The 24,174-nt window shown below is 60.3% G+C and carries 26 protein-coding genes; 14 read left to right on the forward strand and 12 right to left on the reverse strand.

Annotated elements, in window-relative coordinates; genetic code table 11:
- Positions 1 to 64 precede the first annotated feature (64 nt).
- Positions 65 to 1,069 carry a hypothetical protein gene (locus C6558_RS21980; protein WP_057205104.1) on the forward strand — a complete coding sequence of 335 codons (1,005 nt, stop codon included), beginning with the start codon at positions 65 to 67 and terminating at the stop codon, positions 1,067 to 1,069.
- 47 nt (positions 1,070 to 1,116) lie between these two features.
- On the opposite strand, the gene C6558_RS21985 is transcribed toward C6558_RS21980, so the two are convergent.
- The 6 genes from C6558_RS21985 to C6558_RS22010 form a co-directional block, all read right to left on the reverse strand.
- A complete protein-coding gene (locus C6558_RS21985; protein ID WP_025426732.1) occupies positions 1,117 to 1,956 on the reverse strand; it encodes a lysophospholipid acyltransferase family protein in 840 nt (279 codons plus the stop codon).
- Positions 1,957 to 2,139: 183 nt separating this feature from the next.
- Entirely contained in the window at positions 2,140 to 4,122 is a 1,983-nt protein-coding gene (thrS, locus tag C6558_RS21990; protein WP_025426731.1) for a threonine--tRNA ligase, read from the reverse strand.
- A 216-nt stretch (positions 4,123 to 4,338) separates the two neighbouring features.
- Positions 4,339 to 4,893 (reverse strand): DUF1697 domain-containing protein, encoded by a 555-nt coding sequence (locus C6558_RS21995; RefSeq protein WP_057205107.1) that lies wholly within the window; start codon positions 4,891 to 4,893, stop codon positions 4,339 to 4,341.
- 17 nt (positions 4,894 to 4,910) lie between these two features.
- Positions 4,911 to 5,339 (reverse strand): DUF2267 domain-containing protein, encoded by a 429-nt coding sequence (locus C6558_RS22000; RefSeq protein WP_025426729.1) that lies wholly within the window; start codon positions 5,337 to 5,339, stop codon positions 4,911 to 4,913.
- Positions 5,336 to 5,710, reverse strand: a complete 375-nt coding sequence (gene yidD, locus C6558_RS22005; RefSeq protein ID WP_025426728.1) for a membrane protein insertion efficiency factor YidD — start codon at positions 5,708 to 5,710, stop codon at positions 5,336 to 5,338. Before yidD ends, C6558_RS22000 begins: the two co-directional genes overlap by 4 nt.
- Positions 5,711 to 5,713: 3 nt before the next feature.
- On the reverse strand, positions 5,714 to 6,160 hold the full coding sequence (locus tag C6558_RS22010) for an iron-sulfur cluster assembly scaffold protein (protein ID WP_025426727.1): 447 nt from the start codon (positions 6,158 to 6,160) through the stop codon (positions 5,714 to 5,716).
- Between the two features lie 343 nt (positions 6,161 to 6,503).
- On the opposite strand from C6558_RS22010, the gene folE reads away from it, so the two are divergent.
- From folE to C6558_RS22025, 4 genes are all read left to right on the forward strand, one after another.
- Positions 6,504 to 7,121, forward strand: a complete 618-nt coding sequence (folE, locus tag C6558_RS22015) for a GTP cyclohydrolase I FolE (RefSeq protein WP_025426726.1) — start codon at positions 6,504 to 6,506, stop codon at positions 7,119 to 7,121.
- Positions 7,122 to 7,144: 23 nt separating this feature from the next.
- Positions 7,145 to 7,597: a phosphoribosyl-AMP cyclohydrolase gene (gene hisI, locus C6558_RS22020; RefSeq protein WP_084814408.1), complete on the forward strand. Its 453-nt coding sequence runs from the start codon at positions 7,145 to 7,147 to the stop codon at positions 7,595 to 7,597.
- Between the two features lie 134 nt (positions 7,598 to 7,731).
- Entirely contained in the window at positions 7,732 to 7,956 is a 225-nt protein-coding gene (locus C6558_RS39705) for a hypothetical protein (RefSeq protein WP_146160899.1), read from the forward strand.
- A gap of 46 nt (positions 7,957 to 8,002) precedes the next feature.
- Entirely contained in the window at positions 8,003 to 8,968 is a 966-nt protein-coding gene (locus C6558_RS22025) for a patatin-like phospholipase family protein (RefSeq protein ID WP_025426724.1), read from the forward strand.
- Between the two features lie 158 nt (positions 8,969 to 9,126).
- Here C6558_RS22025 and C6558_RS22030 read toward each other — a convergent pair whose 3' ends face one another.
- A complete protein-coding gene (locus tag C6558_RS22030; protein WP_025426723.1) occupies positions 9,127 to 9,555 on the reverse strand; it encodes a CBS domain-containing protein in 429 nt (142 codons plus the stop codon).
- Positions 9,556 to 9,820: 265 nt separating this feature from the next.
- Positions 9,821 to 10,552, reverse strand: a complete 732-nt coding sequence (locus C6558_RS22035; protein ID WP_025426722.1) for a rhomboid family intramembrane serine protease — start codon at positions 10,550 to 10,552, stop codon at positions 9,821 to 9,823.
- Positions 10,553 to 10,896: 344 nt separating this feature from the next.
- On the opposite strand from C6558_RS22035, the gene C6558_RS22040 reads away from it, so the two are divergent.
- From C6558_RS22040 to C6558_RS22065, 6 genes are all read left to right on the forward strand, one after another.
- On the forward strand, positions 10,897 to 11,505 hold the full coding sequence (locus C6558_RS22040) for a PAS domain-containing protein (RefSeq protein ID WP_051509159.1): 609 nt from the start codon (positions 10,897 to 10,899) through the stop codon (positions 11,503 to 11,505).
- Between the two features lie 106 nt (positions 11,506 to 11,611).
- Positions 11,612 to 12,220 carry a PilZ domain-containing protein gene (locus C6558_RS22045; RefSeq protein ID WP_025426720.1) on the forward strand — a complete coding sequence of 203 codons (609 nt, stop codon included), beginning with the start codon at positions 11,612 to 11,614 and terminating at the stop codon, positions 12,218 to 12,220.
- 837 nt (positions 12,221 to 13,057) lie between these two features.
- Positions 13,058 to 13,666, forward strand: a complete 609-nt coding sequence (locus C6558_RS22050) for a transglutaminase-like cysteine peptidase (protein WP_025426719.1) — start codon at positions 13,058 to 13,060, stop codon at positions 13,664 to 13,666.
- Positions 13,667 to 13,991: 325 nt separating this feature from the next.
- On the forward strand, positions 13,992 to 14,726 hold the full coding sequence (locus C6558_RS22055) for a hypothetical protein (RefSeq protein WP_107027695.1): 735 nt from the start codon (positions 13,992 to 13,994) through the stop codon (positions 14,724 to 14,726).
- 184 nt (positions 14,727 to 14,910) lie between these two features.
- Positions 14,911 to 16,428 (forward strand): D-alanyl-D-alanine carboxypeptidase, encoded by a 1,518-nt coding sequence (locus tag C6558_RS22060; RefSeq protein ID WP_057205111.1) that lies wholly within the window; start codon positions 14,911 to 14,913, stop codon positions 16,426 to 16,428.
- Positions 16,429 to 16,503: 75 nt separating this feature from the next.
- Positions 16,504 to 16,773, forward strand: coding sequence for a hypothetical protein (locus tag C6558_RS22065; protein WP_025426716.1), 270 nt, complete (start codon positions 16,504 to 16,506; stop codon positions 16,771 to 16,773).
- Positions 16,774 to 17,023: 250 nt separating this feature from the next.
- Here C6558_RS22065 and C6558_RS22070 read toward each other — a convergent pair whose 3' ends face one another.
- Positions 17,024 to 17,461, reverse strand: coding sequence for a DUF1489 family protein (locus C6558_RS22070; RefSeq protein WP_025426715.1), 438 nt, complete (start codon positions 17,459 to 17,461; stop codon positions 17,024 to 17,026).
- A 77-nt stretch (positions 17,462 to 17,538) separates the two neighbouring features.
- On the reverse strand, positions 17,539 to 18,939 hold the full coding sequence (locus C6558_RS22075; protein WP_084814460.1) for an L-serine ammonia-lyase: 1,401 nt from the start codon (positions 18,937 to 18,939) through the stop codon (positions 17,539 to 17,541).
- 692 nt (positions 18,940 to 19,631) lie between these two features.
- Between C6558_RS22075 and C6558_RS22080 the strand changes: the two genes are divergently transcribed.
- The 3 genes from C6558_RS22080 (at position 19,632) to C6558_RS22090 (ending at position 21,941) form a co-directional block, all read left to right on the forward strand.
- Positions 19,632 to 20,324 carry a DUF599 domain-containing protein gene (locus tag C6558_RS22080; RefSeq protein WP_025426713.1) on the forward strand — a complete coding sequence of 231 codons (693 nt, stop codon included), beginning with the start codon at positions 19,632 to 19,634 and terminating at the stop codon, positions 20,322 to 20,324.
- A 132-nt stretch (positions 20,325 to 20,456) separates the two neighbouring features.
- Positions 20,457 to 21,464 (forward strand): DUF1624 domain-containing protein, encoded by a 1,008-nt coding sequence (locus tag C6558_RS22085; protein WP_057205114.1) that lies wholly within the window; start codon positions 20,457 to 20,459, stop codon positions 21,462 to 21,464.
- A gap of 3 nt (positions 21,465 to 21,467) precedes the next feature.
- Positions 21,468 to 21,941, forward strand: a complete 474-nt coding sequence (locus C6558_RS22090) for an isoprenylcysteine carboxylmethyltransferase family protein (protein WP_025426711.1) — start codon at positions 21,468 to 21,470, stop codon at positions 21,939 to 21,941.
- Positions 21,942 to 22,014: 73 nt separating this feature from the next.
- Here the strand turns inward: C6558_RS22090 and C6558_RS22095 are convergent, their stop codons facing one another.
- The gene (locus C6558_RS22095) at positions 22,015 to 22,401 is read right to left on the reverse strand and encodes a MerR family DNA-binding transcriptional regulator (protein WP_025426710.1); all 387 of its coding nucleotides are present in this window, start codon (positions 22,399 to 22,401) and stop codon (positions 22,015 to 22,017) included.
- Between the two features lie 70 nt (positions 22,402 to 22,471).
- Positions 22,472 to 23,893 (reverse strand): magnesium transporter, encoded by a 1,422-nt coding sequence (mgtE, locus tag C6558_RS22100; RefSeq protein WP_025426709.1) that lies wholly within the window; start codon positions 23,891 to 23,893, stop codon positions 22,472 to 22,474.
- Positions 23,894 to 24,174: the final 281 nt, after the last annotated feature.

Genomic DNA, 24,174 nt, shown 5'->3' on the forward strand with positions numbered 1-24,174 from the left:
AGCCACGAAAATGCCATACCGGCGTCTCAAGTGGAGTCACCCAGTCAGGAAGTCAACTGCTCTCATGCGCACCTGCCCTCGTATTTTCATCAGAACCGGTTTGGCGGTCGCACTCGCAAGCATCACCGCCGGCAGCGTCCTGGCGCAGGACGCCACGGAGGCCTTCGAGAGCTTTCCCTCCATTTCCACCACCGGCAAGACGCAGAAGCTGACCGGCTTCAGTCCGCTGACCAGCGACCCGACACAGGGCGGCACACTGAAGGACGTGAAACTCGAGGCGCTTCTGACCGGCAAGGGTCAGCCCGTCGAGGCCGGCCTGACCTGGCGCGTGTTCAGCCCGATCCCCGGAAGCGACGGCAAGCTGCCGCTGCTGGCGACGTCCGAAGGCGGATCGACGGCCTTCAGCCTGGTGCCGGGCGAGTATTTCGTCAACGTCGCATTTGGCCGTGCGGCCGCGACGCGCAAGATCCGCATCCCGGAAGACGGCGTGCTCGACAAGCAGGTACTGGTCCTTGATGCTGGCGGCATGACGTTGAATGCGGTCTCAGGCAGCGATGTGCGCATCCCGCCGGGCGAACTCAGCTTCTCCATCTATTCGTCCGAAACGCAGAGCGATGGCGAACGGGCCTTGATTGCCGCCGACGTGAAGCCCAGCACCGTCCTTCGCCTCGGCGCCGGCACCTATCATGTCAGCTCCAACTACGGCACGACAAATGCGGTGATCACGGCCGACATCCAGGTGGAAGCCGGCAAGCTGACCGAAGCGACGATCCAGCACAAGGCTGCGAAGCTGACGCTGAAGCTGGTCTCCGAGCCGGGCGGCGAAGCCATCGCCGACACCGGCTGGTCGATCCTGACTTCGGCCGGCGACATCGTCGACCAGGAGGAAGGGGCGTTCCCGACGCTGGTTCTTCTCGAGGGCAACTATACGGCTGTCGCAAGAAACAAGAACAAGATCTACCAGCGCGATTTCACGGTGAAGGCCGGCGTCAACACCGATATCGAAGTGCTGCTGACCAATGGCGGCGCGGCCGCAAGCCCGGAAGCAGCCGCGGAAGCACAGGATTGATCTGACGCCGCCAGGCTGACCGTGCGGCAGGCACGCCTGACGCTACGTCAGCCGGCACGCTTGAGGAAACGGCGACGCGGCGGTGCCATCGAAAAGACCGCCTCGTAGATGCGACCGAGCAGATCCTTGCGGTCAGCATGCAAGCAAAGCTCTTCCCAGGTGAGGATATGCCCGATGCGGGCCGCGATCGTCGTGCCCGACAGCCTTCGGAATTCGCGGATCAGGAGAGAGATCCTGAGCGTCAGCGAGACCTTGCTGGCGAGATGGAAGATGCGGCCGTTCTGCCCCTCGAAATAGATCGGTATGACGTTCGCGCGCGCGGCCTGTATCAACTTGGCCGGAAAGATCTTCCACGGCAGATCCTCGGCCCTGCCCCAGCCCGAGCGCGCCGTTGCTACGCCGCCGGCCGGGAAGATCACGATCGTCACGCCGTCCTTCAGCAATCGCACCGCTTCGTGGCGCGTCGCCATGTTCAGCGCCAAGGCCTCCTTCGTCTCCTCGAAGGACACCGGCAGCGAATAGGGCGCCATCTCCGGCACCTTCAACAGCTCGTTGTTGATCAGCACCCGAAACGGCCTGCCGAGTTGCTCGGCAAGCGCCAGAACGGCAATGCCATCGCCGATGCCGAAGGGATGATTGGCAACGATAACCAGGGGGGTGTCCGGCAGGTGCCGAGGCGGCCATTCGCCCTGAAGCCGCAGGCGGACATCGATCAGCTTCAGCATCTCGCCGAAGATCCGGTCGCTCTTGCCGACGACGTCGGATTGCCAACGCGCGTAAAGCTTGACGTATCGGTTGCGACCCGCCAGGCCCTCCATGGAGCGGATGAACCAGCGCTTCAGGCGCCGGTCATTTTCATTTGCGTAAGACAGCTCTTTGAACTGCACGGAAGTCTCCGATGGATGGCCTCCTGCATGCTTCCTTAAATCGTACCCGGTTTAAGGATAGGAACATGCAGCAACTCGAAGTACGACGGCGACCTTTGCGCGTCTGATAAGACGCGCGGCGCTGTAGCATCCGGATATTCCGCTAATATGACAGTTTGCTGACAGAGCGAAGGTCCCGGGGTGTTAACCCCGGGCTTTCTTTTCAGCCTTGCGCTTGAGATCAGGCGCCGTGGCCTCAGCCGAGAGCGAAGCGATCGCCTCGTCGAGCGACATCGCCGTCTGGGCCTGCGAGCCGAGACGCCGGATGTTGACCGAACGCTCTTCCGCCTCGCGCTTGCCGCAAACGACGATGACCGGAACCTTGGTCACCGAATGCTCACGGACCTTGTAGTTGATCTTCTCGTTGCGGAAGTCGGTCTCGACCGTAAGTCCGGCATCACGCAGAAGCTCCGCGACCTCGCGACCATAGTCGTCTGCCTCGGAAGTAATTGTCGCGACGACGACCTGCAGCGGCGAGATCCACAGCGGCATGTGGCCGGCGAAGTTTTCGATCAGAATACCGAGGAAGCGTTCCATCGAACCGCAGATCGCCCGGTGGATCATCACCGGCTGACGCTTCTCGGAATCCTTGTCGATATAGAAGGCGCCAAAGCGCTCCGGCAGGTTGAAGTCGACCTGTGTCGTGCCGCACTGCCATTCGCGGCCGATCGCGTCCTTCAGTGTATATTCGAACTTCGGACCGTAGAAGGCGCCCTCGCCCGGCAGGATGCCGGTCCTGATGCGGCCTTCGGACTGCGCCTCGATCGTCTTCAGCACGTCGGTCATGACGCTTTCGGCGCGATCCCAGAGCTCGTCGGAACCGACGCGCTTATCCGGACGGGTCGACAGCTTGACGACGACTTCCTTGAAGCCGAAGTCCTCGTAGACCGAAAGGATCAGATCGTTGATGCGCAGGCACTCGGCCGCCATCTGCTCGTCGGTGCAGAAGACGTGGGCATCATCCTGGGTGAACCCGCGCACGCGCATCAGCCCGTGCAGCGCACCGGATGGCTCGTAACGATGGACGTTGCCGAATTCGGCCAACCGCACCGGCAGTTCGCGGTATGACTTCAGGCCATGCTTGAAGATCTGGATATGACCCGGGCAGTTCATCGGCTTCAGCGCGAAGACCCGCTCGTCATCGGTGTCGTCGCCGGCGACCGTCACCTTGAACATGTTGTCGCGGTACCAACCCCAGTGACCGGACGTTTCCCACAGCGACTTGTCGAGCACCTGCGGCGCGTTGACTTCCTGATAGGTGTTGGCGAGCCGGCGGCGCATATAGGCCGTCAGCGTCTGGAACAGACGCCAACCCTTGCCGTGCCAGAAGACGACGCCCGGACCCTCTTCCTGGAAATGGAAGAGATCCATCTCGCGTCCGAGGCGGCGATGGTCGCGCTTTTCCGCTTCGGCCAGGATATGCAGGTACTGGTCAAGCTCTTCCTGGGTATGCCAGGCCGTGCCGTAGATGCGGGTCAGCATCGGGTTGTTGCTGTCGCCGCGCCAATAGGCTCCGGCAACCTTCATCAGCTTGAATGCCGTACCGATCTGGCCGGTCGAGGCCATGTGCGGGCCGCGGCAAAGGTCGAACCAGTCGCCCTGATAGTAGATCTTGAGATCCTGGCCCTCCGGGATCGCATCGACCAGCTCTACCTTGTAGGCCTCGCCCTTGTCGGCGAAGACCTGGCGTGCCTTTTCGCGCGGCCAGACTTCCCTGGTGAACGGCTTGTTGCGAGCGATGATCTCCTTCATGCGCTTCTCGATGACCGGCAGGTCGTCGGGCGTGAAGGGCTCGTTCTTGGCAAAGTCGTAGTAGAAGCCGTTGTCGATCACCGGTCCGATGGTCACCTGCGTGCCCGGCCACAGCTCCTGCACGGCTTCCGCCATCACGTGCGCCGCATCGTGGCGGATCAGCTCAAGCGAACGCTTGTCGTCGCGGGTGACGATTTCGATGCGGCCATCGGCGATGGTATCGGACAAGTCGCGCAGCTCGCCATCGAGCGCGATGGCGACGGCCTTCTTGGCCAGCGACTTCGAAATCGACTCGGCGACATCGCGCCCGGTCGTGCCCGGGGCGTATTCGCGGACGGAGCCATCAGGAAATGTAAGGGAAACGGGATTCGACATCATGATCTCCTATCCAGTCCCGCCAACGAATGCGGGTGGTATGGTGTGGTATGACTGACCGGCTTCCGCCGGCTATTTGACGCAGGCCTGATAGAGGTTTTTCGAAACGGAGTAAAGGCAAGGACAGCCTACAGCGCCGCGCGTCTTATCAGACGCGCAAAGGTCGCTGTAGCACTTTGAATGGCTGCATGTTTTTATCCTTAAATCGAATAGGATTTAAGGAAACATGCAGGATGCACGAAGCATCGCGGCGAGGCCCTTAACCGTGTTCCAGTTGCGGAACGTGCCGATGCCGAGACGTTTTTTGGTCAAGGCGCCGAGCAGTTTCGATTCGCTTGCCTGGCCGGTGAAATGAACCCAAAGGTCGCCATCGACGACCGCCAGACGCTCGCCGGCAGTGCAATAGCGTTCGAAATCCGAAGGCACGGCGCCGGAAAGCGGCTCGCGCATCACGCGAACATGGACGCGGGTGCCGTCCTCCTCGCCTTCAACGCGAAACGGATTGGCTGCGGCAAGCCTCAGCCAATCGGAACCAGGACGAACGATGATGTCGACCTGCCGGCCGAACGTCTCGGCGAATGCCGTCTCGAGCGCCGCCTCCAGCTCTCCGACGGCAACCCTGTCCGTTTCGAACAACAGGTTGCCCGTGGCGGCGAGTGTGCGCGGTGACCGGTGACCGAGCCGCTCGGCCATGGCTTTCAGATCACCCATCACAACGCGCCGCCCTTCGCTGAGCACGATACTATAGAGCAGCGCGACGTAGCTGTTCACGCAGGGAACTCCTTGGCTCATGCACGCCAGTAGTCGGCGGCACCGGCCGGCAAATGGGCCAATACGCGATCGAGCTTCGCTTCGTCGACGTTCTTCCGCAAGGCTGCCGCCACATCGGCAATTGCCGTATCCGGCGAAATATTGTGGTCTCCACGCAGCGCTTGCACTTCGAGCGTCATAGCCGTCCTTCCCGAAAACGGGCTCGTGGGTTCTTCGAGATCCCACTCGGCGATAAAGATCGCTCTTAGAACCGGCGGCAGCACGTCGGCAAACAGGATCGCATCCTCGACATCCAGGCGACGACGAAAGGTCTGCAGCACGGCCTGAACCATCGTATAGGCCTGGTTCGTCGTCTGGAGCCCTGAGATATCGCGGGCATCGGTGATGAAGCGGTCGAAATCGACCGAAGCCTGCCGATATTCCATCGGGATCGTCATCGCGTTCATCCGCCCTTTGGCCGCGGCTGCCAGTAGCGCCACGGCGCATACCAATGATGCCTGCCCTTCAGGCGCTCCGGCACCGGGTCGAACCCATGGGTTCCGCCCGGGCCACAACGCGCGACGCGAAAAAGCGTCATCCAACCACCGGCCCACAGGCCGTGGCGTGCGACTGCCTCATAGCCATATTCCGAACAGGTCGGCAGATGCCGGCAGGCATTGCCGATGAAACTGGAAAGGGTCAACTGATAGGCACGGATGAAGGCCATGCCAAGCAGGCGCCCCGGCGTCCTGCGGAAAGGACCGGACCAGTTGCGCCCGCCGCCCGCAGACTCAGAGCCAGCCATGGGCGGATGTTCGCAATGCGGATCCCGGCACATGGCTCAGACGGCCGTCGCCAGACGCCTGGCCTCGATCTGGCCGATCGCATCGACGACAGCATCGAAAGTGAGCATGGTCGAGGCGTGCCGGGCCTTGTAGTCCTTCACCGGCTTCAGGAACCGCATGTCCTCGAAACGGCCAGAGGGACCTTCCCCGTCGGCCTTCAGCATCGCCAGCATCTCGTCGCGGGCCTTTCGGATTTCGCTCGCCTGCGCGCCGACGACATGACGAGCCATGATCGACGACGATGCCTGCCCGAGCGCGCAAGCCTTGACGTCATGGGCAAAATCCGTGACCACGTCGCCGTCCATCTTCAGCCAGATCCGGACCTTCGAGCCGCAAAGCTTCGAATGCGCAACCGCTTCGGCATCGGCATTTTCCAGAACCCCGATACGCGGGATATTGCCGGCGAAGTCGAGAATACGATTGTTGTAAATGTCATCCATCATTTGACGCGATCCGGCTGATTTTTCGCGGTTTTGGGTGATCGGCGCATGATTTTCTCCTATAGGCAGGAAAAAAGCACGACGCAGTCCCCTCGGCCTCTTTCATCTCTGTGGCACCATACTATATGCTATGTCGTGTTGGGGCGACAGTTCCGCAAGAGGATCAAAATGTCGCCTGTTGTTTGGGAAACCGTGCCGGACGGTCCATTGCACTGCTAAGCAAGGACCAGAAAGCCCCGGAGCCCGCCGACGGAACCCAAGCCTGCAGGGTTAGGCGAATGGCCAGTGGCGAGTTGTCCGAAAGATAAAACGTCAAGCAATCCCCGTATTGCGCAAAGAGGCCATTATGGATGCCATAGTGAAGAATTTCCCCGTGCTCGACAATGCGAGCGACCGGCCGACGCAAAAAGAGGCCGAGGACGCCGTGCGCGTTCTGCTGCGCTGGGCAGGTGATGATCCGAGTCGCGAGGGCCTGTTGGATACGCCGGCACGCGTAGCCAAGTCCTACCGCGAGCTTTTCAGTGGTTACGATCTCGCAGCCGAAGACGTGCTCGGCCGGACCTTCGAAGAGGTTGCCGGCTACGACGACATGGTGCTGGTCAAGGACATTCCGTTCTATTCCCATTGCGAACACCACATGGTGCCAATCATCGGAAGGGCGCACGTCGCCTATCTGCCGAATGGAAGGGTTCTTGGGCTTTCGAAGATCGCCCGCGTGGTCGATATCTATGGTCGCCGGCTGCAGACGCAGGAATCGATGACGGCCCAGATCGCCAAGGCGATCGACGAGTCGCTGGCGCCCCGCGGGGTCGCGGTGATGATCGAGGCTGAACATATGTGCATGGCGATGCGCGGCGTTCAGAAGCAAGGCTCGACAACGCTGACCACCACATTTACGGGTACTTTCCAGACCGAACCGGCCGAACAGGCCCGTTTCATGACGATGCTGCGGGGCTTCAAGTAAGGCTCCTACCAACGGAGCCTTTCATGACGCTCACATTCGAGACCCCCTCCTCCAACAATGCCGAACTGGAAAACGGTCCGGCCTTCACGCCCCGCTTCGATGAAAAGGGGCTGATCACCGCCGTCGTCACCGACGCACGCGACGGCGAGTTGCTGATGGTCGCGCACATGAACGCCGAAGCGCTGGCGCTGACGATCGAGACCGGCGTCGCCCACTATTACAGCCGCTCCCGAAAGAGCCTCTGGAAGAAGGGCGAGAGCTCCGGCAATCTTCAGACGGTGAAAGAGATTCGCACCGATTGCGACCAGGACGCCATCTGGCTCAAGGTGTCGGTCGCCGGACACGACGCAACCTGCCACACCGGCCGCCGCTCCTGCTTCTTTCGAACGGTCGGCACCGATGGCGGCCGTGCTACCGTTACGATCACCGACGACATCAGGCATTTCGACCCGACCGAGGTTTATGACAAAAATTAAGCATTGCGCATCTTTTTGGGGCGGGTGCATACTGCGTTGATATTTTGGTAACCCAGCGGGCGCCTAATCCTTCGGCAAGGATGCAGTTTCCCTGGGAACGGCCGCAAGCCGGGTAACATTGCAAACTGTAGTGAATGTTTATCGGCCCCGCCGCACGCGGCGACAGGATCGATGGTAATCTGAATAACGGTGCCAGTCTTTCAGCGATGAATAAGGACAAGGCCGGCACCAGCGCCGGCTTGGCAGGTTTTCCTCCAGACAAGTGCGCTCAAAATTATTGCGTCGTTCCAGGATCGAATCTGGTCTTCGGAAGTTTGAGTCAATGCATGGAGCGCCACGACGCCCTTCGCGCATTCTGAAGGACGTGTTGCGCTGCCACGTGTTCGGCGGTGTTGGAGGTGCCGGATGTTGAACTGGACTTTTACGCGTAGCAGCCAGATTGCCGACCTGACCGACCCGGACGGGTCATCACTCTCGACAACACCATCTGAACCCGCCGTGCCGCCCAGACCGCCCAAGATCGCAATCGCGCTCGGCGGCGGCGCCGCTCGCGGCTGGGCCCATATCGGCGTGCTCAGAGCGCTCGACGAAGAAGGCATCGAGGTCGGCATGATCGCCGGTACCTCCATCGGCGCTCTTGTCGGTGGCTGTTATCTCGCCGGCAAGCTCGATGAACTGGAAGCATTTGCCCGGTCACTGACTGTACGACGCATTGCCGGCCTGCTCGATTTCGCCATCGGCGGCGGCGGCCTCTTCGGTGGGCTGCGCTTGACCAAGCGCATGCAGGAGCATCTCAAGGGCCTAAGCATCGAGAGCCTCGACCGACCGTTCATTGCGGTTGCAACCGAGGTGCATAGCGGCCACGAAGTCTGGCTGGAAAAGGGCTCTCTGATCACCGCCATCCGCGCGTCCTATGCCCTTCCCGGCATCTTCGAGCCGATCAATGCCAACGGCCGGACATTAATGGACGGCGCACTGGTCAACCCCGTACCGGTTTCGGTATGCCGTGCGCATGAACAGCAGCTCGTCGTTGCCGTGAACCTTAACTACGATCTCTATGGCCGCTCTGCCGTGGTCAAACACAGCGCCGGCACAGAGACCCTGGATATGCCGGCCATCAACGAGCCGACGCACCACTCGGCGCGCATGGGCATGACCAGCGTCATGGTTCAGGCCTTCAACATCATTCAGGATCGCATCTCGCGTGCGCGCCTTGCCGGCGATCCTCCGGATCTGGCCCTCCATCCGAAGCTCAACGACATCGGGCTCTCGGAATTCCACCGCGCCGGAGAGGCGATTGATCGCGGCTATCAGGAAGCGAAAGCCAAGCTCGCCGAAATCCGCCGGATGCAGGAAGTCCTGGTTCGCTGACAACGGGCGCAATGCCAGGTTTCCGCGTTGCTCCAAGGGATTGCTGTACCGGTCGCACATTTAGCGATGGCGGAAAGTGCCAGCGCGCGTTCAGCACGACTGTTCGAGATTGCGCCGCAGACGGACAACAAAAGGGCGGCGGAAACCGCCCCTTTCAATTATCCAGCTATATAGGCCTTGATGTGCTCGGCCTCTTGCTCCATCGCGCGAATGTGATGCTTGATCACGTCACCGATCGAAATAATGCCGGCCAGGTGCCCATTCGTTTCAACTGGCAGATGACGGGCTCGCAGCTTGCTCATCATTTCCATCAGCGTATCGACGGACATTTCCTCGGTGCAGCAATAGACGTTCTGCCACATCACGGCCGAGACCGGCTTCTCCAGACAGGCAGCGCCATGTTTGGCAATGGCGGCGACGATATCGCGCTCGGTCAGGATGCCGGTGATCTGATCATCCGCATCGATGATGATCACTGCGCCGATATGATTGTCACGCAGAAGGACTGCGGCCTGTTGAACCGTCATGCGAGGACCGACGGTCACGACGTTCCGGCCCTTTTCATTGAGTATCGCTTTTACTGACATGCACACTTCTCCCCGTTGCGACGACGCCGGGTCGGCGGGGAAGGTTCCAGCCTGTCGTGTGCGGCACAGTCGGGCAACGGAACCTATACCCACTCCGGTACCTGCAAGGCTGACGCGTCGCTCCTCAGAAACGCGCTATACCTTTGAGCACCCGGCCTTCACGGGCCGCACCGTCCATGGACAATATCGGCCGTTTCAAATGGTGCGCCAGCGTTCCCGGGAAATCAAGCGTTCTGACAATGATCGCAACAGGATCGGTGCGTTCTCAATCGCGTGGGTCGAACAACGCGAACAGGAGGAAGCCAAAGAGGAAACCGCCGATATGCGCTTCCCACGCCACGCTGTCGGCTCCGCCAGGCGTGAACATGCCGAACCCGACGAGGAAATTCGTCAGGAACCAGATGCCGCTGAAAACGACGACTGAGCGATTGGAGAGCGCCTCGCTGAAGGAAAGCCTGCGATTGAGGTGGGCGAACTGCCGACTGATGCGGCCGCTTGGCGAAAACACGAATCGCGCCGCGCCACCCATGAAGCCCGAAACGACCCCCGAGGCGCCGACCACGACGATCATCTCGCCCCAGTGAAATACTGTGTGAAGTGCTACGGCAGCGGCGGCCGAAAGAGCCCAGAAGAGAGCCAGCCGCGCCATGCCGATGCGCCGGGCCACCGGTGCCCCAAAGGCAACCATCCAGAAGATATTGAAGATCAGGTGCTCCCAGCTTCCGTGCAGGAACGAATACGTCACCGGGCTCCAGAGCCACGCAAGGCTCTGCTCGGCAAGCGGATGATCATAGCGCGCTGGAAGGAAGGCGAAGTTCAGGATGATATCCTGGTCGAGACTGCTCGAGAAGACATAGGTGCGAAGCGCATGAATAGCGACGAGGAACAACAGGATGCACGTCAGCCCCGCCGGCAGGTTGAATGCGGGCTCGTGCGTGCGCTGGACGGCGCCTTCCCGCTCCGCCTCCGGTGGCGTCGCTGCCTGATCTCGTTCCATGGCTGCTGCTCTCTTCCGTCCGCATGTCCGTTTCAATCCGACCCAGTCGGCCGGGCAATTGCGCATCGCCGGACAGCGCGCCCAGCCATAAGCAAACAAAAAAAGACCGTCCAGTAAAAACTGAACGGTCGGTGAGCTCCCAATACCCAGAGCTCAAAATCTGTGCCGAAGGCAATCCTTCGTGAAGTGATGTTCATTCAGGTGCCAGCCCGCTGCGGCCGAAGCAATCGAAACCGTTTGTTAACCTTAATTTCCAGGTGGCACGGAATTCGCTCTGTCATCAGGACAACCGGTATGAGCGGTCGAATTTGTGCCGGATCGGCACACAGATCGCGCGAAATGGAATGAACGACATCATGCGCAGCAAGACATCAACGCAGTTGTTCCAGTATTGGAACCTCATTCGTGGCGACCGTGAACTACCGCGTCGCGACGAAATCGAACCGTCGGCCATCCGGACACTCCTGCCTGAGCTCTTCATCCTCGAGAGGGACAGTTTCGCCAGTATAAAATTCCGCCTGGCTGGAACGCATGTCTGCGCCCTCTTCGGCCAGGAACTGCGCGGCCAGCAGTTCGGTACACTCTGGTTCGGGACCCAGGCTGGCAGAACGCTTCAAGTCAGCACGCAGGTGATGGCACGACACGTGCCCGTCATGCTGTCGGCGATTGCACTGACGGAAGACAGGAGAGAATTGGAGATCGAGGCTCTGCTCCTTCCCCTCGCCTCCAACGAAGGTCACAGTGACCGCATTCTCGGTTCTCTCTCACCATTGTCGCGCCCGTACTGGTTGCACGCCGCACCGGTCAGCGGTCTCGATGTTAGGGGCCTCAGAGTGCTCGATCCGGATCGGACGGCGGCGCTCCTAAGGGAACCGGCCATGGACGAGGCATTTTCTCCCGGAATCCGGCAGGTGCAACACTTGCGCGTCTTCGAGGGCGGCCGCGACGCCTGACAAACGCCTGTGCCAAGATCCGCGCAGCCACCAACCGCAGGGCGAACATTCTATTAACCGGACCGCACTATGCTTTGCCTGCCAAGATACGTCATGCAGAGTGATCATGTTCTCGTTCCAGCAAGCTCAAAATACCGGTCCGAAGCCGCACCAGGAAGGCGCATTTCAGCGCGTCTCGGTGAACCTTACCGGGCGACTGATGCTTGCCAACCACGACGAATTCGACTGCACCGCCGTCGACATGTCACCGGGTGACGTGCTTCTGTTATCGCCAGCCCGCCCACGTGCCGGCGAACGCATCATTGCCTACATCGATCACGTCGGCCGGCTCGAAGGCACCGTGTCTCGGCTCGCCGAAAACGCCTTCGTCATCCAGCTCAACGCCACGGAGCGCAAGCGCGAGAAGCTTGCGGCGCAATTGACGTGGATTGCCAACAAGCACGAACTCGGCCTTCCCGAAGATCGTCGCCACGATCGTCTTGCTCCGCGCAAGACGCTGACCGAGCTGACGCTCGATACCGGTGCCAAGTATCCCTGCCGCATCATCGACCTTTCGATGTCCGGCGCCGCGGTGGACATTGAAAACCGCCCCCCGATCGGCACGCAAATCAAGCTCGGCAACATGAAGGGCAAGATTGTCCGTCATTTCCAGGAAGGCGTTGCCATCGAATTCTCGGGCGTCCAGTCCCGCGAAGCCCTGACGGAATTCCTCTAAACCGCGTCGCGGCCTCTACGGCGCCGCGCGTCAACGCGCAAAGGACGCTGCAGCACTTTAAATCTGCTGCATGATTCTCTCCTTGAATCGATTCCGATTTAAGGATTTAAGCAGTCGTATCCGCGGACTGCGCCTCAAACTCTTGTGATGCGCATGACGTTATCGCAAAATCGCTGCGTTCGTTTGCGCGATAGCGCTTTGGGCGATTTCGGCCGCCGCCTCAACGGCATTGCCAGCCCTCAATCGTGACGCTTCGTCCTCGGCGGCATCCGTATGCGGCCGAGCATAATCGGCAACGCCGACGCGGTAGACCGCCCTGGATCGAGGCTATTCCGGCCCAACACTCTCGACGATCGAACCGATGTTTCCGCGCGTCCGTTCCGACCGCGGCGCCTTGTTGCTCCATTTCAGCACAGCCCGTGGCTCCCTTTGCCGATTTTCGGCACAACTTTTTTCAAATAATTTTTCTCCGTATTTTCGCTCGTCGCGTTGATTTCACGTTGAAATCAAGCATTGCGGCCAAACGCAAAGTGGCGAAATTGCCCCTCCCCGACACATCCAGCTGCCGCCATGCACCCGGGCATTGGCACGCTATCCGTCGATATGCGCTCACAAAACCCCACTCTTGCAACCATTTAGATGCTTAACAGATTCCACTTGCGTGCTCGACGGCCGTTCAAGATCGATAAAATTTGAATCAAATTCGACTAAAATATATCTCAAAATCTGTTCTTATTTTATTCTGATACGATTTTCATTTGTACTTTGTTTTACCTCGCATATTCGCCAGCGATAAAAATGTCCGTGCCATTGTCGAACCATAACGGGGAGACAATCATGCTCAAGACAATCACCAAGATGATCGCTGTCGCCGCACTTTTGACCGGCGGCCTGGTCGAAGGCGCAATGGCCCTTCCGGCGAACATGACCGTGACCGGTGCGACCAACCCGCCGATCGGCCACTATGAGTTCTGCAAGATCAATCCGGGCGAATGCCGCTCGAACGGCGCCGATCGCGGCCCGATGGTCCTGACGCGCGAAAGCTGGCAGAAAATTCTCGAGGTCAACTACGACGTCAACCAGGCGGTCACGCCGATGACCGACATGGAAATCCACGGCGTCGAGGAAAAGTGGTCCTACCCGGACAGCGTCGGCGACTGCGAAGACTACGTTTTGCTGAAGCGCCGCAAACTCATCGAAAGCGGCTTCGCCGGCTCTGACCTTTTGATCACTGTCGTCCTTCAGCCGAATGGCGATGGCCACGCGGTCCTGACCGTGCGCACCGATCGCGGCGACTTCATCCTCGACAACATGCGCAACAAAGTGCTGCTGTGGTCGGATACCGAATACACATACCTCAAGCGGCAGTCGACCGAACATGCTGGCCGCTGGGTCAAGCTGCAGGATGGCCGCACGGTCGCAGTCGGCAGCGTCCGCACCCAGTAACCCTCACAGAATGACCGCGGCGTGGTTGGGTGATTTCCCGCGCCGCGATCAGTTATCCGGGCTTCGGTCAGTCCCATCCCCGTTTCAGACCAGGCCCTGGCCGGTTCCGCTGTCCCTCGGAGCCGGCTTTCTTGTTCTCGGCCACCCCAGCGCGCCGAGATCAGGCGCGCACAAGCGGAAGACGCGCCTATTTAATCGAAAATTAACCACCTTCGACCAGCGTCAGGCAAGCCACCCCTGCCAGAGTCCAACTTGCGCTGCCGACCGACCAGCGGCAGCTGAACCGCCACATATCGCGCGGCTACCGCGACGGGACGCCCCATCGATGAGCACCTCTTCCAACGGGAACTCGGAGCCGGAACTCAGCCCGCTCCTTTCGAGGCGCTTCGTCTACAAGATCACCGCGGTCGTTGTCCTGCTTGCCGCGATCACCGCCGCACTTTCCCTGTCGGGGCGTTGGTTCGGGGAAAACCTCGCACTGGCCGGCCACACGTCAAGCCTCGTGCCCTACGATATCTTCATCGGTCAGGATCACCTACGCCTGCCCGCCAACGTCATTCGCTTTGAAAACCAGCGGGCGACGTCGATCGCCGAACGGGTCGACGTTTACGTGACATGGCCAGCGCTCGAGGGGTACAGCGACGACAACCGCAACCTCTTCAATGACGTCAGCCGTCCGGAGGCCCTGATCTTCCTGCAGATCGCGCAGAGCACGATGTCGCGCGACATGTCCGGTCGGCTCGACCCCATCTACACCCAGGTCTTCGAGGGCGCCACAGGCCCTGGCCCCAATGGGTTGACGCGGCACGGCGTCAAGGCGACGTCGAGCTATGCCGGCGAGGCCTTCTTCACAGCTGCGCGTGGAAAGGAGCCACCCTACGTCGTGCGCTGTCTGGAGCCTCGCGCGAACGAGGCCTCCACGAGTGCGGACTGCCAGCGCGATATTCATGCCGGCAAGGATCTCGTCGTCCTTTACCGCTTCTCCCGCAATCTGCTGCCGCAATGGCGCAAAATCGACAATGCTGTGGGTGGCTTCGTGAAAAGCCATCTCGTGCCCTGATTTTGTCCAAGTGGTGTGATGCTGGCTTGTGCGCCGCACCATTGCGCTACACCGGTATCACCTCTGTACAAATGCGTCCGATTCCGGAAACCAATCATTCATCATAAACCGATTGGTAACGCTATGCCGATACTGTCTCAGGAACGGTCGTTCCCGGAGGCGGCGTCCGGACAACACCCATGACATGAGAATGAAGAGCAGCGTAGTGTCCCAATCAGGTTTTCTTGATCTCGCGAAACGCCCGTTCGGCGCCTTTTCAAAGATGGTAGGACGGATCGTCCTTGCGGGCGCCGTCGCATCGGTTGCCTTCGCAGCACCCGCTTTGGCCAACCCGAAGTATTCGGGCATCGTCGTCGACGCGAAAACCGGCAAGGTTCTCTACGGCGAAGATGCCGACGAGTTGCGCTACCCCGCTTCGCTGACCAAGATGATGACGCTTTATCTGGCGTTCGAGGCGCTCGAAGCCGGTCGGATCAGCAAGTCAACGCCTGTTCCCTTCTCCAAGAACGCTTCCGCCGAACCGCCTTCGAAGCTCGGCGTGCGCGCGGGGCAATCGATCACGGTCGAGCAGGCGATCCTGTCGCTCGTCACCCGTTCCGCCAATGACGCCTCGACGGCGCTTGGCGAACTGCTGGGTGGCTCGGAGCAGCGTTTTGCCCGCATGATGACCAACAAGGCGCGTGCGCTCGGCATGACCCGCACCACCTATCGCAACGCCAACGGCCTGCCGAATACCGAACAGCGCACCACGGCCCGCGATCAGGCACGCCTCGGCCTCGCGCTTCGCCAGCATTTTCCACAGTATTACGATTACTTCTCCACGCGCAGCTTCCGCTTCGGCAAGCAGACGATCGGCAACCACAATCGCCTGCTTGGCAATGTGCGTGGCGTCGATGGCATCAAGACAGGCTACACCCGTGCCTCAGGCTTCAACCTGGTGACCTCTGCTCAACTCGAGGGTCGCAGCATCGTCGCCGTCGTCATGGGCGGCACCTCTGGCGCCAGCCGTGACGCCCAGATGCGTCGCCTGGTGGCAAAGTACATGCCGGCGGCATCGCGCCGCGGCGGTGGCAACCTGATCGCTGAAACCGCACCGACGCCGGTTGCGCCTGTCGCCGAAGAGCCTATCGCTGTCGCGCAGGTCGCGGAAACGCCGGTCTCCAGCCCGGTCGCAGCTGCCGCTGGCCTCGACCTGCCGAACACCGGACCGGTTCCGTCCGTGCGCTACAGTGGCGAAAATACCAACAGCGTGCAGATGGCCTATGCCGGCACCAAGCGCGCATCGGACAACCCGGTCCTGTCGCCGAAGATCGTCCCCAATACGCTTGACGCCCAGAGCATCAAGCTGTCGCGTCAGCCGGTTGCCGCAGGCATGGTCGACGGTCAGATCACCAACTCCGTTCCCAAGCGCGAGCCGGTCGCAGCCGAAGCCGAGCCGCAGGCTGTACCGCAGCCCCAGGGTTGGGTCATCCAGATCGGTGCGACGCCGGACAAGGAACAGGCCATGACCCTGCTCGGCAACGCCAAGGACAAGGGTGGCAAGGCGCTCAGCAAGGCAACGCCCTTTACGGTCGCCTTCAGCAATGGCGGTGCTCAGCTCTACCGCGCTCGTTTTGGCGGGTTCGACGACCAGAATGCAGCGGTAAACGCATGCAAGACGTTGAAGAAGAAAGGCATTTCCTGCTGGGCTGCCCAGCAGTAGACGGCATTTAGTTTCGGTGGCCGATCTGTTAGTCCGACCACCCTCCTCGGTTTTGTAAAGCGTACGAGGTTAGTTATGGCAATGAACGAGAATGTTCCGGGTGTCACTCCCTTGCCCGGGCGACGGGCGAAACCGTCGCGCATCAATCTGCATCCGCTGCATGAGGCAGCGATGCGCATTGCCGATCTCGGTCTGAACCGCCCGAAGGCGAAGACCAAGGATCTGGTAGGCATGCTCTTGACCCATGGTGCACGCGCCTGGCGCTCGACACAGCCACGCGCCGGCATCCATCTTCACGTGACGGCACCCGGTCGTCGCCACCCGCTGAAGATGCGCATCCTTTGAATAGACTGAGATTGAAAGGCGGCTTCGGCCGCCTTTTTCGTCTGGCCACAGCGCCGCGCGTCTTATTAGACGCGCAAAGGTCGCTGCAGCGCTTTGAATTGCTGCATGTTTTTATCCTTAAATCGAATAGGATTTAAGGAAACATGCAGTTGAGCGCTCCGTCCTAAACGGAGCCATTGAAGCGTTCTATTTCTTTGGTTCTTCGCGTTTCCTGGCGGAAAACCGCTTCGCACTCTTCCTGGAAAGGCTCTTAGAGCAGACCGAGTTCGGCAAGCTCGCGCCGGAGCTCGAGAGGCATTTCGGCCCCATCGCCCGAAAGCGACGCCAGATCTCGAGGCGCTTCGTTAGCCTTGAGATAGCGCCAGCCCTGGAAGGCCCGACGCGGCTGCAGCTCCGTTTCAACGACTTCGGGTCCGAGCAGCAGATTGCAGCGACCGATCCCCTCACCGTCCGTAAAGGTTTCGATACCGATCAGCGGTTGGCGCGCCTGAACCTGACCCTTGATGACCCAATAGAGCGAGCCGCCTTCCAGCAGCTCGTCCATGCGTTTCGGCACCATTCGGGTGGTGTGGTATGAATGCGGTTCAAGGCCGGCGGCAATCGCAGCCAGGGCCTTGCGCGAAACCCATTCGCGCAGATCATCGATCGATTCCGCTCCGACGCAGAGCTTTATGAGATGCAGAGACATGGCTGTTTTTGAACACCCGTCCGGCCGTCACGGTCAAGCGAATTGCGCAGCGTCATCCACAATCGTTCGTGCGCCGCTCAACATTCGACGACATTGACCGCCAGGCCGCCGGTGGACGTTTCCTTGTATTTCTCGTTCATGTCGACGCCGGTCTGGCGCATGGTTTCGATGCAGGCATCGAGCGGCACGAAATGCTGACCATCGCCCTTGAGCGCCAGCGACGCTGCAGTAACGGCCTTGACGGCGCCGAGTGCGTTTCGTTCGATGCAAGGCACCTGTACCAGGCCGGCGACCGGATCGCAGGTCATGCCGAGATGATGTTCGAGCGCGATCTCGGCGGCGTTTTCGATCTGCTCCGGAGAACCGCCCATGACAGCAGCAAGGCCCGCTGCCGCCATGGCCGAGGCCGAACCGACCTCGCCCTGACAGCCGACTTCGGCGCCTGAAATGGAGGCGTTGTGTTTGATGATACCGCCGATGGCAGCTGCCGTCAGCAGATAGTCGCGAACGCCGTCCTGATCGGCATCGTCGTGGAAATGCATGTAATAGCGGATGGTCGCCGGAACGACGCCGGCGGCACCGTTCGTCGGCGACGTCACAACGCGGCCGCCGGCGGCGTTTTCTTCGTTCACCGCCATGGCGTAGACGCTCAACCAGTCGTTGGCGAGCAGCGGGTTGATCTTGTTGGAGCGCCACTCTTCCTGCAGCTTGTCGTGAATGGAGCGGGCGCGCCGGCGCACCTTGAGACCACCGGGCATGATGCCGTCCTGGCTAAGGCCGCGGTCGATGCAGCTGCTCATTGCGCCCCAGATGCGGTCGAGCCCCTCATTCAGTTCCTGCGGCGACATGGTGGTTTCTTCGTTTGCCCGCTTCATCTGCGCGATGGTCATGCCGGAGCGGGCGGCCATGTCGAGCATTTCCTGGGCAGTGCTGAAGGGGAACGGGACCTTGACGCCAGCAGGCTTGTTCTTGGAAGCGCGCATCGCTTCGAGTTCCGTATCGGTCACGACGAAACCGCCACCGATCGAATAGTAGATGCGCTTGAGCAGAAGGCGGCCGTCCTTGTCGAAGGCCGAAAAGGACATGCCGTTGGCGTGGCCTGGCAAGGGCACCTTCTTGTCGAAGATCAGATCGGTCTTCGGCTGAAATTCGTAAGATGGATGGCCCGGCGGCGTTATGCGCCCGGTGCGCTCGACGTCGTCGATCAGTGCATCCATGCGGTCGGGGTCGACGCGATCGGGACGCTCGCCGGCAAGCCCGAGCACAACCGCCCTGCCCGAACCATGGCCGATGCCGGTGTGGGCAAGCGAGCCGTGCAGGCTGACCTTGATGGCGGCGACGGAGGCATGCGACGGACGCGGCCATTCGTCGGACAGGATGAGTTCGAGAAAGCGATTGGCGGCCGACATCGGGCCCATCGTATGCGAACTCGAAGGACCAATGCCGATCTTGAAGACGTCGAAGACGGAAAGAAACATGAATTGCCTGCCCGGAGCCTGAACATATGCCGCCGGCCCATCGCCGGATGCGGTCATATGCATGATTGCACAGTCGATACAAACTCGATCCCTCCTCAGGACCGAAGCAATACCGTCACCCTTAGATATAGGATCAAACTCTAAGCCATCCTATCCCTGTCGATCAGGCGATCAACCGACATAAGTTCCCGTTGGTGCGACATTGCGCCGACGATTCGGTCCGCAGCCGCCCGAACCCGCGATACGACTGCCCGGAATCAAAACAGCGCGGCTTCCGGGAAGCCGCGCTGTCAATCAGAGGACTTTTGGGTATCAAAGGCCGCCGAAAAGATAAGCAAGAACAAGAACGCCAGCGAAACCGGCTACGGCGCGAGCAGTCACGCCCCAGCAAGACTTCTGTATTGTATTGTCCATGATGTCTCCGAAAAACTCTCAACGGCTGCGGGCCACACATCAAGGGCCCGTGCATGGCGCAATCCATACTGAAGAAAGTGTAAAGACGCAACGGTGAAATATGGCGAAAAGGTGACAGGGGCGCATCCGCACTCCGGTCAACACAGCAAACGTTGGGGTTCGCGCATTTTTGCGGGAAGAAATTCCGCCGCAATTTCATCACACTAGTTGATGCAGCGCCGATTCTCCACAGGCGCGCCCACCTTGCAATTTCCAAAAGCCATGCCAAAAACACGTGTATGACCTTCGAAGATTACATAGCACTTACCGTGTTCATCCTGCTGTGGGCCGGCTTCAGCTGGGCAACAGACGGTACCCGTGGCTTCAAACGCATCAGTCTCACGCGGCTGATGAACGAGCATCGTGGCCGGTGGATTCGCAATTCGCTCAACCGAGACCTGAAAATGATCGACACCCAGATCATCGCCGGGCTGCAGGCGGGCACCGCCTTCTTCGCTTCGACAACAATCTTTGCGCTCGGCGGCTGCTTCGCTCTCTTGGGCGCGACCGAGCAGGTGCAGATGATCTTCGCCGACATGCCCTATGTCTTCCACGGGGGCCGAACGGCCTTCGAGCTGAAGGTCGCCGGGCTCACCTGCCTCTTCGGCTATTCCTTCTTCAAGTTCGGCTGGTCCTATCGCCTGTTCAACTACTGCTCGATCCTCATGGGCGGCATACCGATGACGGCGGACATGATACGCGACCGGCACGCCGCCGAGATCGCGGCCGAACGCGCGGTGCGCATGAACGTGCTCGCCGCAAAGCACTTCAATGCCGGTCTCAGGGCGATCTTCCTGTCGATCGGCTATCTCGGCTGGTTCATCAGCCCCTACGCCTTCGTCGGCCTGACAATCTTCGTCATTTTCGTTCTGACCCGCCGGCAGTTCTTCTCGGAGGCGCGCGCGGCCCTGTTGGAAGACGCCGCCCGCTAACTGCTCGCGCCACGCGTCTCGGATATCTCAGGACGGGAATCCAGCCGTATATTCCATTTCCAAGCAATCAAAGCCGGTCTGGCGCAAGCCTGACCTGCCAATCTCATTGGCGCCAACAGGATGGCGAACACCATGTCCGATAGCAACATGACCTCAACCGCTGAACCGCAACCAACGACGAGCGCCCATCGCCGGCTCGTCTTTATCGATGTGCTGCGCGGCCTGGCACTGGTGGCCATGGCGCTTTACCATTTCGTCTGGGATCTGGAATTCTTTGGCTATGTCGCGGCTGGGACCGCCGGTACCGGCGGGTGGAAGATTTTTGCGCGCCTGATCGCCAGCAGCTTCCTGTTTCTGGCGGGCTACAGCCTCGTGCTCGGGCAACGGCCGAGGATACGTTTCGATGCCTTCATGCGTCGTTTTGCCAAGATTGCCGGCGCGGCCGCGGTTATCAGCATTGCGACCTGGTTCGCCTTCCCCAACACCTTCATATTTTTCGGGATCCTCCATTCGATTGCCGCGGCGAGCCTCGTCGGCCTTCTCTTCCTGCCGCTTCCGGCAATCGTTTCGTTCGTGGCTGCAGCCGCCGCCTTTGCCGCTCCGCTCTATCTCCGCTCTGCGATCTTCGACGCACCCTATCTCTGGTGGGTCGGCCTTTCCGAAACGATTCCGCGCTCGAACGACTACGTGCCGCTGCTGCCGTGGCTCGCACCGTTCCTCCTCGGTCTCGGCACCGCAAAGCTTGTGCATGCACGCCTGATGGCATGGCTTGCCAAGCGCCCGGTGAACGACGGAAAGAGACGGCTGTGGACGAAAGCGCTGATCTTCGGGGGGCGTCACAGTCTGGCCATATACCTCCTCCACCAGCCGCTGCTCATCGGATTGGTCTATCTCTTCTCACTGGTCTCGCCGCCGACACTGCCGGATCCCAAGCAGGCCTACCGCACCAACTGCGTCGAGGCCTGCGGCCGTGGCAATCCGGCCGTGCCTTGTGACGCCTTTTGCGGATGTACGCTCGACCGTCTGGTGGAACAGAACCTGTTCGACGACCTGAACAGGGGAAAGATCAACGTGAACACGGATGAACGCATTGCGCGAATCGCCGGCCAGTGCACAATGGACGTGCAATCAGGGGACTAGGACATGAATGCCTATCGTGCCAAGCCGCTGAGTTTCCCATGGCCGGCCCTGCTCTACGGGACCGCCACCCTCGCAGCCTTGCTGCTTGCACGATATTCGCCCATCCCGGTGGTTCATGGCCACGGCTGGGTGCCTTGGATTTCGGGCGCCATCCTTGTCGCGACAGCAATCTGGCTCGATCTCTGGGCCGTCAAGACGCTGCTGGATCGCCACACCGCCGTACTTCCGCAGCGGTGCGCCACGTGCCTTGTCACCTACGGACCGTTCCGCTTCACGCGCAATCCGATCTATCTCGGCTACACGCTGATGATGATCGGCTTTGGCCTGATCACACTCAATCCTTGGTTCTTCATCATGGCGATTGCGGCGGTGATGTTGACCACGATCTTCGCCATTCGCAACGAGGAGCGGCATCTGCTTTCGCGCTTCGGCTTCGAGTTCGAGCGCTACTGCCGGCATACGAGCCGCTGGATCTGATCGGCTGCTTATAGACAATAAAAAAGGCGGCCAAAGCCACCTTTTTAATCTTCATGCGCTGAATGGTACCCAATCAGGTGCCGACGCCGATCTCGGCGAGACGCGTCAGACATGCCTCCTCGACATTGTCTAGTTCGGTGAGCGTGTCCTCGATATCCTTGCGCTTCTGCCGGAGCTCTTCGCGCTTCGCCTCGACGCGGCTCATCAACAACTGCAGCTGACCAAGTTCGCCGGGCGGGTCCTTATAGACCTGAATGATCTCGCGGATCTCGGCGATCGTGAAACCGATGCGCCGACCCCGGAGAATCTCCTGTATCAACCGGCGATCCGCGGGGCGGAACATGCGGGTCCGTCCGCGACGCTCCGGATGAATGAGGCCCTCGTCCTCATAGAACCTCAGCGTTCGGGTCGAAATGCCGAATTCCCGCGTCAATTCGGTAATGCTATAGTACTTATTCACGCTGCCATTCCATGATTTCTTGACCATCACTATCGTTGACCTTGACGTAAAAGTCAAACAACCGGCAACGTCACGTGACGTGAAACCACCAGGTGGCGATACCGAGAAAACTGGAGAAGCCGGTGATATCGGTAATAGCCGTCACGAAGACGGCGGAGGAGACCGCCGGATCGGCGCCAAAGCGTTCCAAAAGGAGCGGAACCATGATGCCGGCAAGGGCCGCGGCCATCATGTTGATGAGCATCGCCGTGGCGATAATGCCGCCGATATTCGGATCCTGGAACCAGAGGCCGGCCAGAAGGCCGATCAGCGTGCCGAAGATCATGCCGTTCAAGAGACCCACCCCCGCTTCGCGCCGGATGATTCGTGGCGCGTTGTGAATGTCGAGGCCGCGGGTCGCAAGCGCGCGCACCGTCACGGTCATCGTCTGCGAGCCGGCATTGCCACCCATGCCCGCGACGATCGGCATGAGGATGGCAAGCGCCACGATCTGCTGGATCGTCGCATCGAAAAGGCCGATGACAGAGGCGGAGATACAGGCCGTCATCGAATTGATGAACAGCCACGGGACGCGTGAGCGGGAAGCGTCGGCGACCGAGTCCGACAACTCCTCATCACCGACGCCGCTCAGACGCAGCAAGTCTTCCTCCGCCTCCTCCTGGATGACGTCGACGACATCGTCGATGGTCAAAACCCCGACGAGCCGGCCGTTGTCGTCCACCACAGCAGCCGAAAGAAGGTCGTATTGCTCGAAGAGCTGCGCCGCCTCTTCCTGATCCATCTCCGCTGGAATGGCATGGCTGGTATCGCGCATGATGGCGTCGACCTTGATCGAGCGCTTGGAGCGCAGAACCTTGTCTAGATCAACGGCACCCAGGAGCTTGAAGGTCGGATCGATGACGAAGATCTGCGTGAAACTTTCCGGAAGGTCCGCGTCCTCGCGCATATAGTCGATCGTCTGGCCGATGGTCCAGAACGGTGGCACCGCGACGAACTCCGTCTGCATGCGCCGGCCGGCTGTGCTCTCGGGATAATCAAGCGAACGACGCAAGCGAACGCGCTCGGTAAAGGGCAGCTTCGCCAGGATCTCGTCCTGGTCCTCTTGATCGAGATCCTCGAGAATGTAGACGGCATCATCCGAATCCATCTCGCCAAGCGCCTCGGCGATCTGCTCGTTGGGCAGATGCTCGACGATGTCGAGGCGAATGGCCTCGTCGACTTCGGTCAGCGACGAAAGATCGAAGTCCTTGCCAAGCAGCGAGACGAGCGCCAGGCGCTGTTCCGGCTGGATCGCCTCGAGCAGGTCGCCCATTTCGGACGAGTGCAGGCCGGCGACGTGTTGGCGGAGATAGATCGTGTCGCGGTCGGCAATCGCCGCGCCGACATGCATCAGGAAGTCGGAGCGCACCGAACCGTCTTCGGCATAGATGTCCGCCCCATCATAGGCGGGGATTTCTTCGGAATCGCGGTCGTCGTCGCCGGTATTGCTCATGAGCGCGCCCTCGAAACGATTGCCAACTTTCCAGCCCGCCAAGCGCGGTTCTGGAAAGGGTACATCACTGCCGGTTTTGCCGCCCAGATCTTCCTCTCAGAATTGGGCCTTACAGCCCTGCTAGCGCAAAGCCTTGCCGAGGTCCACATCGCAGACGCGGACGTCGCCACTGCGGCAACAGATTTATTCAAGCTGTTGCAAAGACATGGGAAACGCTCGTGCGCACGCGCAGTCGACATCGACGGGGCGATCGGATAGCACTATGCGGCCGCAGCCGAGGA

It is taken from the genome of Ensifer sp. NM-2, from assembly GCF_003024455.1.
Classification (GTDB): domain Bacteria; phylum Pseudomonadota; class Alphaproteobacteria; order Rhizobiales; family Rhizobiaceae; genus Ensifer; species Ensifer canadensis.

What these genes read in the sequence shown, in the direction of transcription:
- C6558_RS22090 (WP_025426711.1), top strand. Translation starts at nt 21,468, where the DNA reads ATGAATGCCTATCGTGCCAAGCCGCTGAGTTTCCCATGGCCGGCCCTG.
- mgtE (WP_025426709.1), bottom strand. Translation starts at nt 23,893, where the DNA reads ATGAGCAATACCGGCGACGACGACCGCGATTCCGAAGAAATCCCCGCC.
- thrS (WP_025426731.1), bottom strand. Translation starts at nt 4,122, where the DNA reads ATGTCGAATCCCGTTTCCCTTACATTTCCTGATGGCTCCGTCCGCGAA.
- C6558_RS22010 (WP_025426727.1), bottom strand. Translation starts at nt 6,160, where the DNA reads ATGATGGATGACATTTACAACAATCGTATTCTCGACTTCGCCGGCAAT.
- hisI (WP_084814408.1), top strand. Translation starts at nt 7,145, where the DNA reads ATGACGCTCACATTCGAGACCCCCTCCTCCAACAATGCCGAACTGGAA.
- C6558_RS22075 (WP_084814460.1), bottom strand. Translation starts at nt 18,939, where the DNA reads ATGTTTCTTTCCGTCTTCGACGTCTTCAAGATCGGCATTGGTCCTTCG.
- C6558_RS22085 (WP_057205114.1), top strand. Translation starts at nt 20,457, where the DNA reads ATGTCCGATAGCAACATGACCTCAACCGCTGAACCGCAACCAACGACG.
- C6558_RS22055 (WP_107027695.1), top strand. Translation starts at nt 13,992, where the DNA reads ATGAGCACCTCTTCCAACGGGAACTCGGAGCCGGAACTCAGCCCGCTC.
- C6558_RS22035 (WP_025426722.1), bottom strand. Translation starts at nt 10,552, where the DNA reads ATGGAACGAGATCAGGCAGCGACGCCACCGGAGGCGGAGCGGGAAGGC.
- C6558_RS22080 (WP_025426713.1), top strand. Translation starts at nt 19,632, where the DNA reads ATGACCTTCGAAGATTACATAGCACTTACCGTGTTCATCCTGCTGTGG.
- C6558_RS22050 (WP_025426719.1), top strand. Translation starts at nt 13,058, where the DNA reads ATGCTCAAGACAATCACCAAGATGATCGCTGTCGCCGCACTTTTGACC.
- C6558_RS39705 (WP_146160899.1), top strand. Translation starts at nt 7,732, where the DNA reads ATGTTTATCGGCCCCGCCGCACGCGGCGACAGGATCGATGGTAATCTG.
- C6558_RS22065 (WP_025426716.1), top strand. Translation starts at nt 16,504, where the DNA reads ATGGCAATGAACGAGAATGTTCCGGGTGTCACTCCCTTGCCCGGGCGA.
- C6558_RS21980 (WP_057205104.1), top strand. Translation starts at nt 65, where the DNA reads ATGCGCACCTGCCCTCGTATTTTCATCAGAACCGGTTTGGCGGTCGCA.
- C6558_RS22025 (WP_025426724.1), top strand. Translation starts at nt 8,003, where the DNA reads ATGTTGAACTGGACTTTTACGCGTAGCAGCCAGATTGCCGACCTGACC.
- C6558_RS22040 (WP_051509159.1), top strand. Translation starts at nt 10,897, where the DNA reads ATGAACGACATCATGCGCAGCAAGACATCAACGCAGTTGTTCCAGTAT.
- yidD (WP_025426728.1), bottom strand. Translation starts at nt 5,710, where the DNA reads ATGTGCCGGGATCCGCATTGCGAACATCCGCCCATGGCTGGCTCTGAG.
- folE (WP_025426726.1), top strand. Translation starts at nt 6,504, where the DNA reads ATGGATGCCATAGTGAAGAATTTCCCCGTGCTCGACAATGCGAGCGAC.
- C6558_RS22030 (WP_025426723.1), bottom strand. Translation starts at nt 9,555, where the DNA reads ATGTCAGTAAAAGCGATACTCAATGAAAAGGGCCGGAACGTCGTGACC.
- C6558_RS22000 (WP_025426729.1), bottom strand. Translation starts at nt 5,339, where the DNA reads ATGAACGCGATGACGATCCCGATGGAATATCGGCAGGCTTCGGTCGAT.
- C6558_RS22070 (WP_025426715.1), bottom strand. Translation starts at nt 17,461, where the DNA reads ATGTCTCTGCATCTCATAAAGCTCTGCGTCGGAGCGGAATCGATCGAT.
- C6558_RS22045 (WP_025426720.1), top strand. Translation starts at nt 11,612, where the DNA reads ATGTTCTCGTTCCAGCAAGCTCAAAATACCGGTCCGAAGCCGCACCAG.
- C6558_RS22060 (WP_057205111.1), top strand. Translation starts at nt 14,911, where the DNA reads ATGAGAATGAAGAGCAGCGTAGTGTCCCAATCAGGTTTTCTTGATCTC.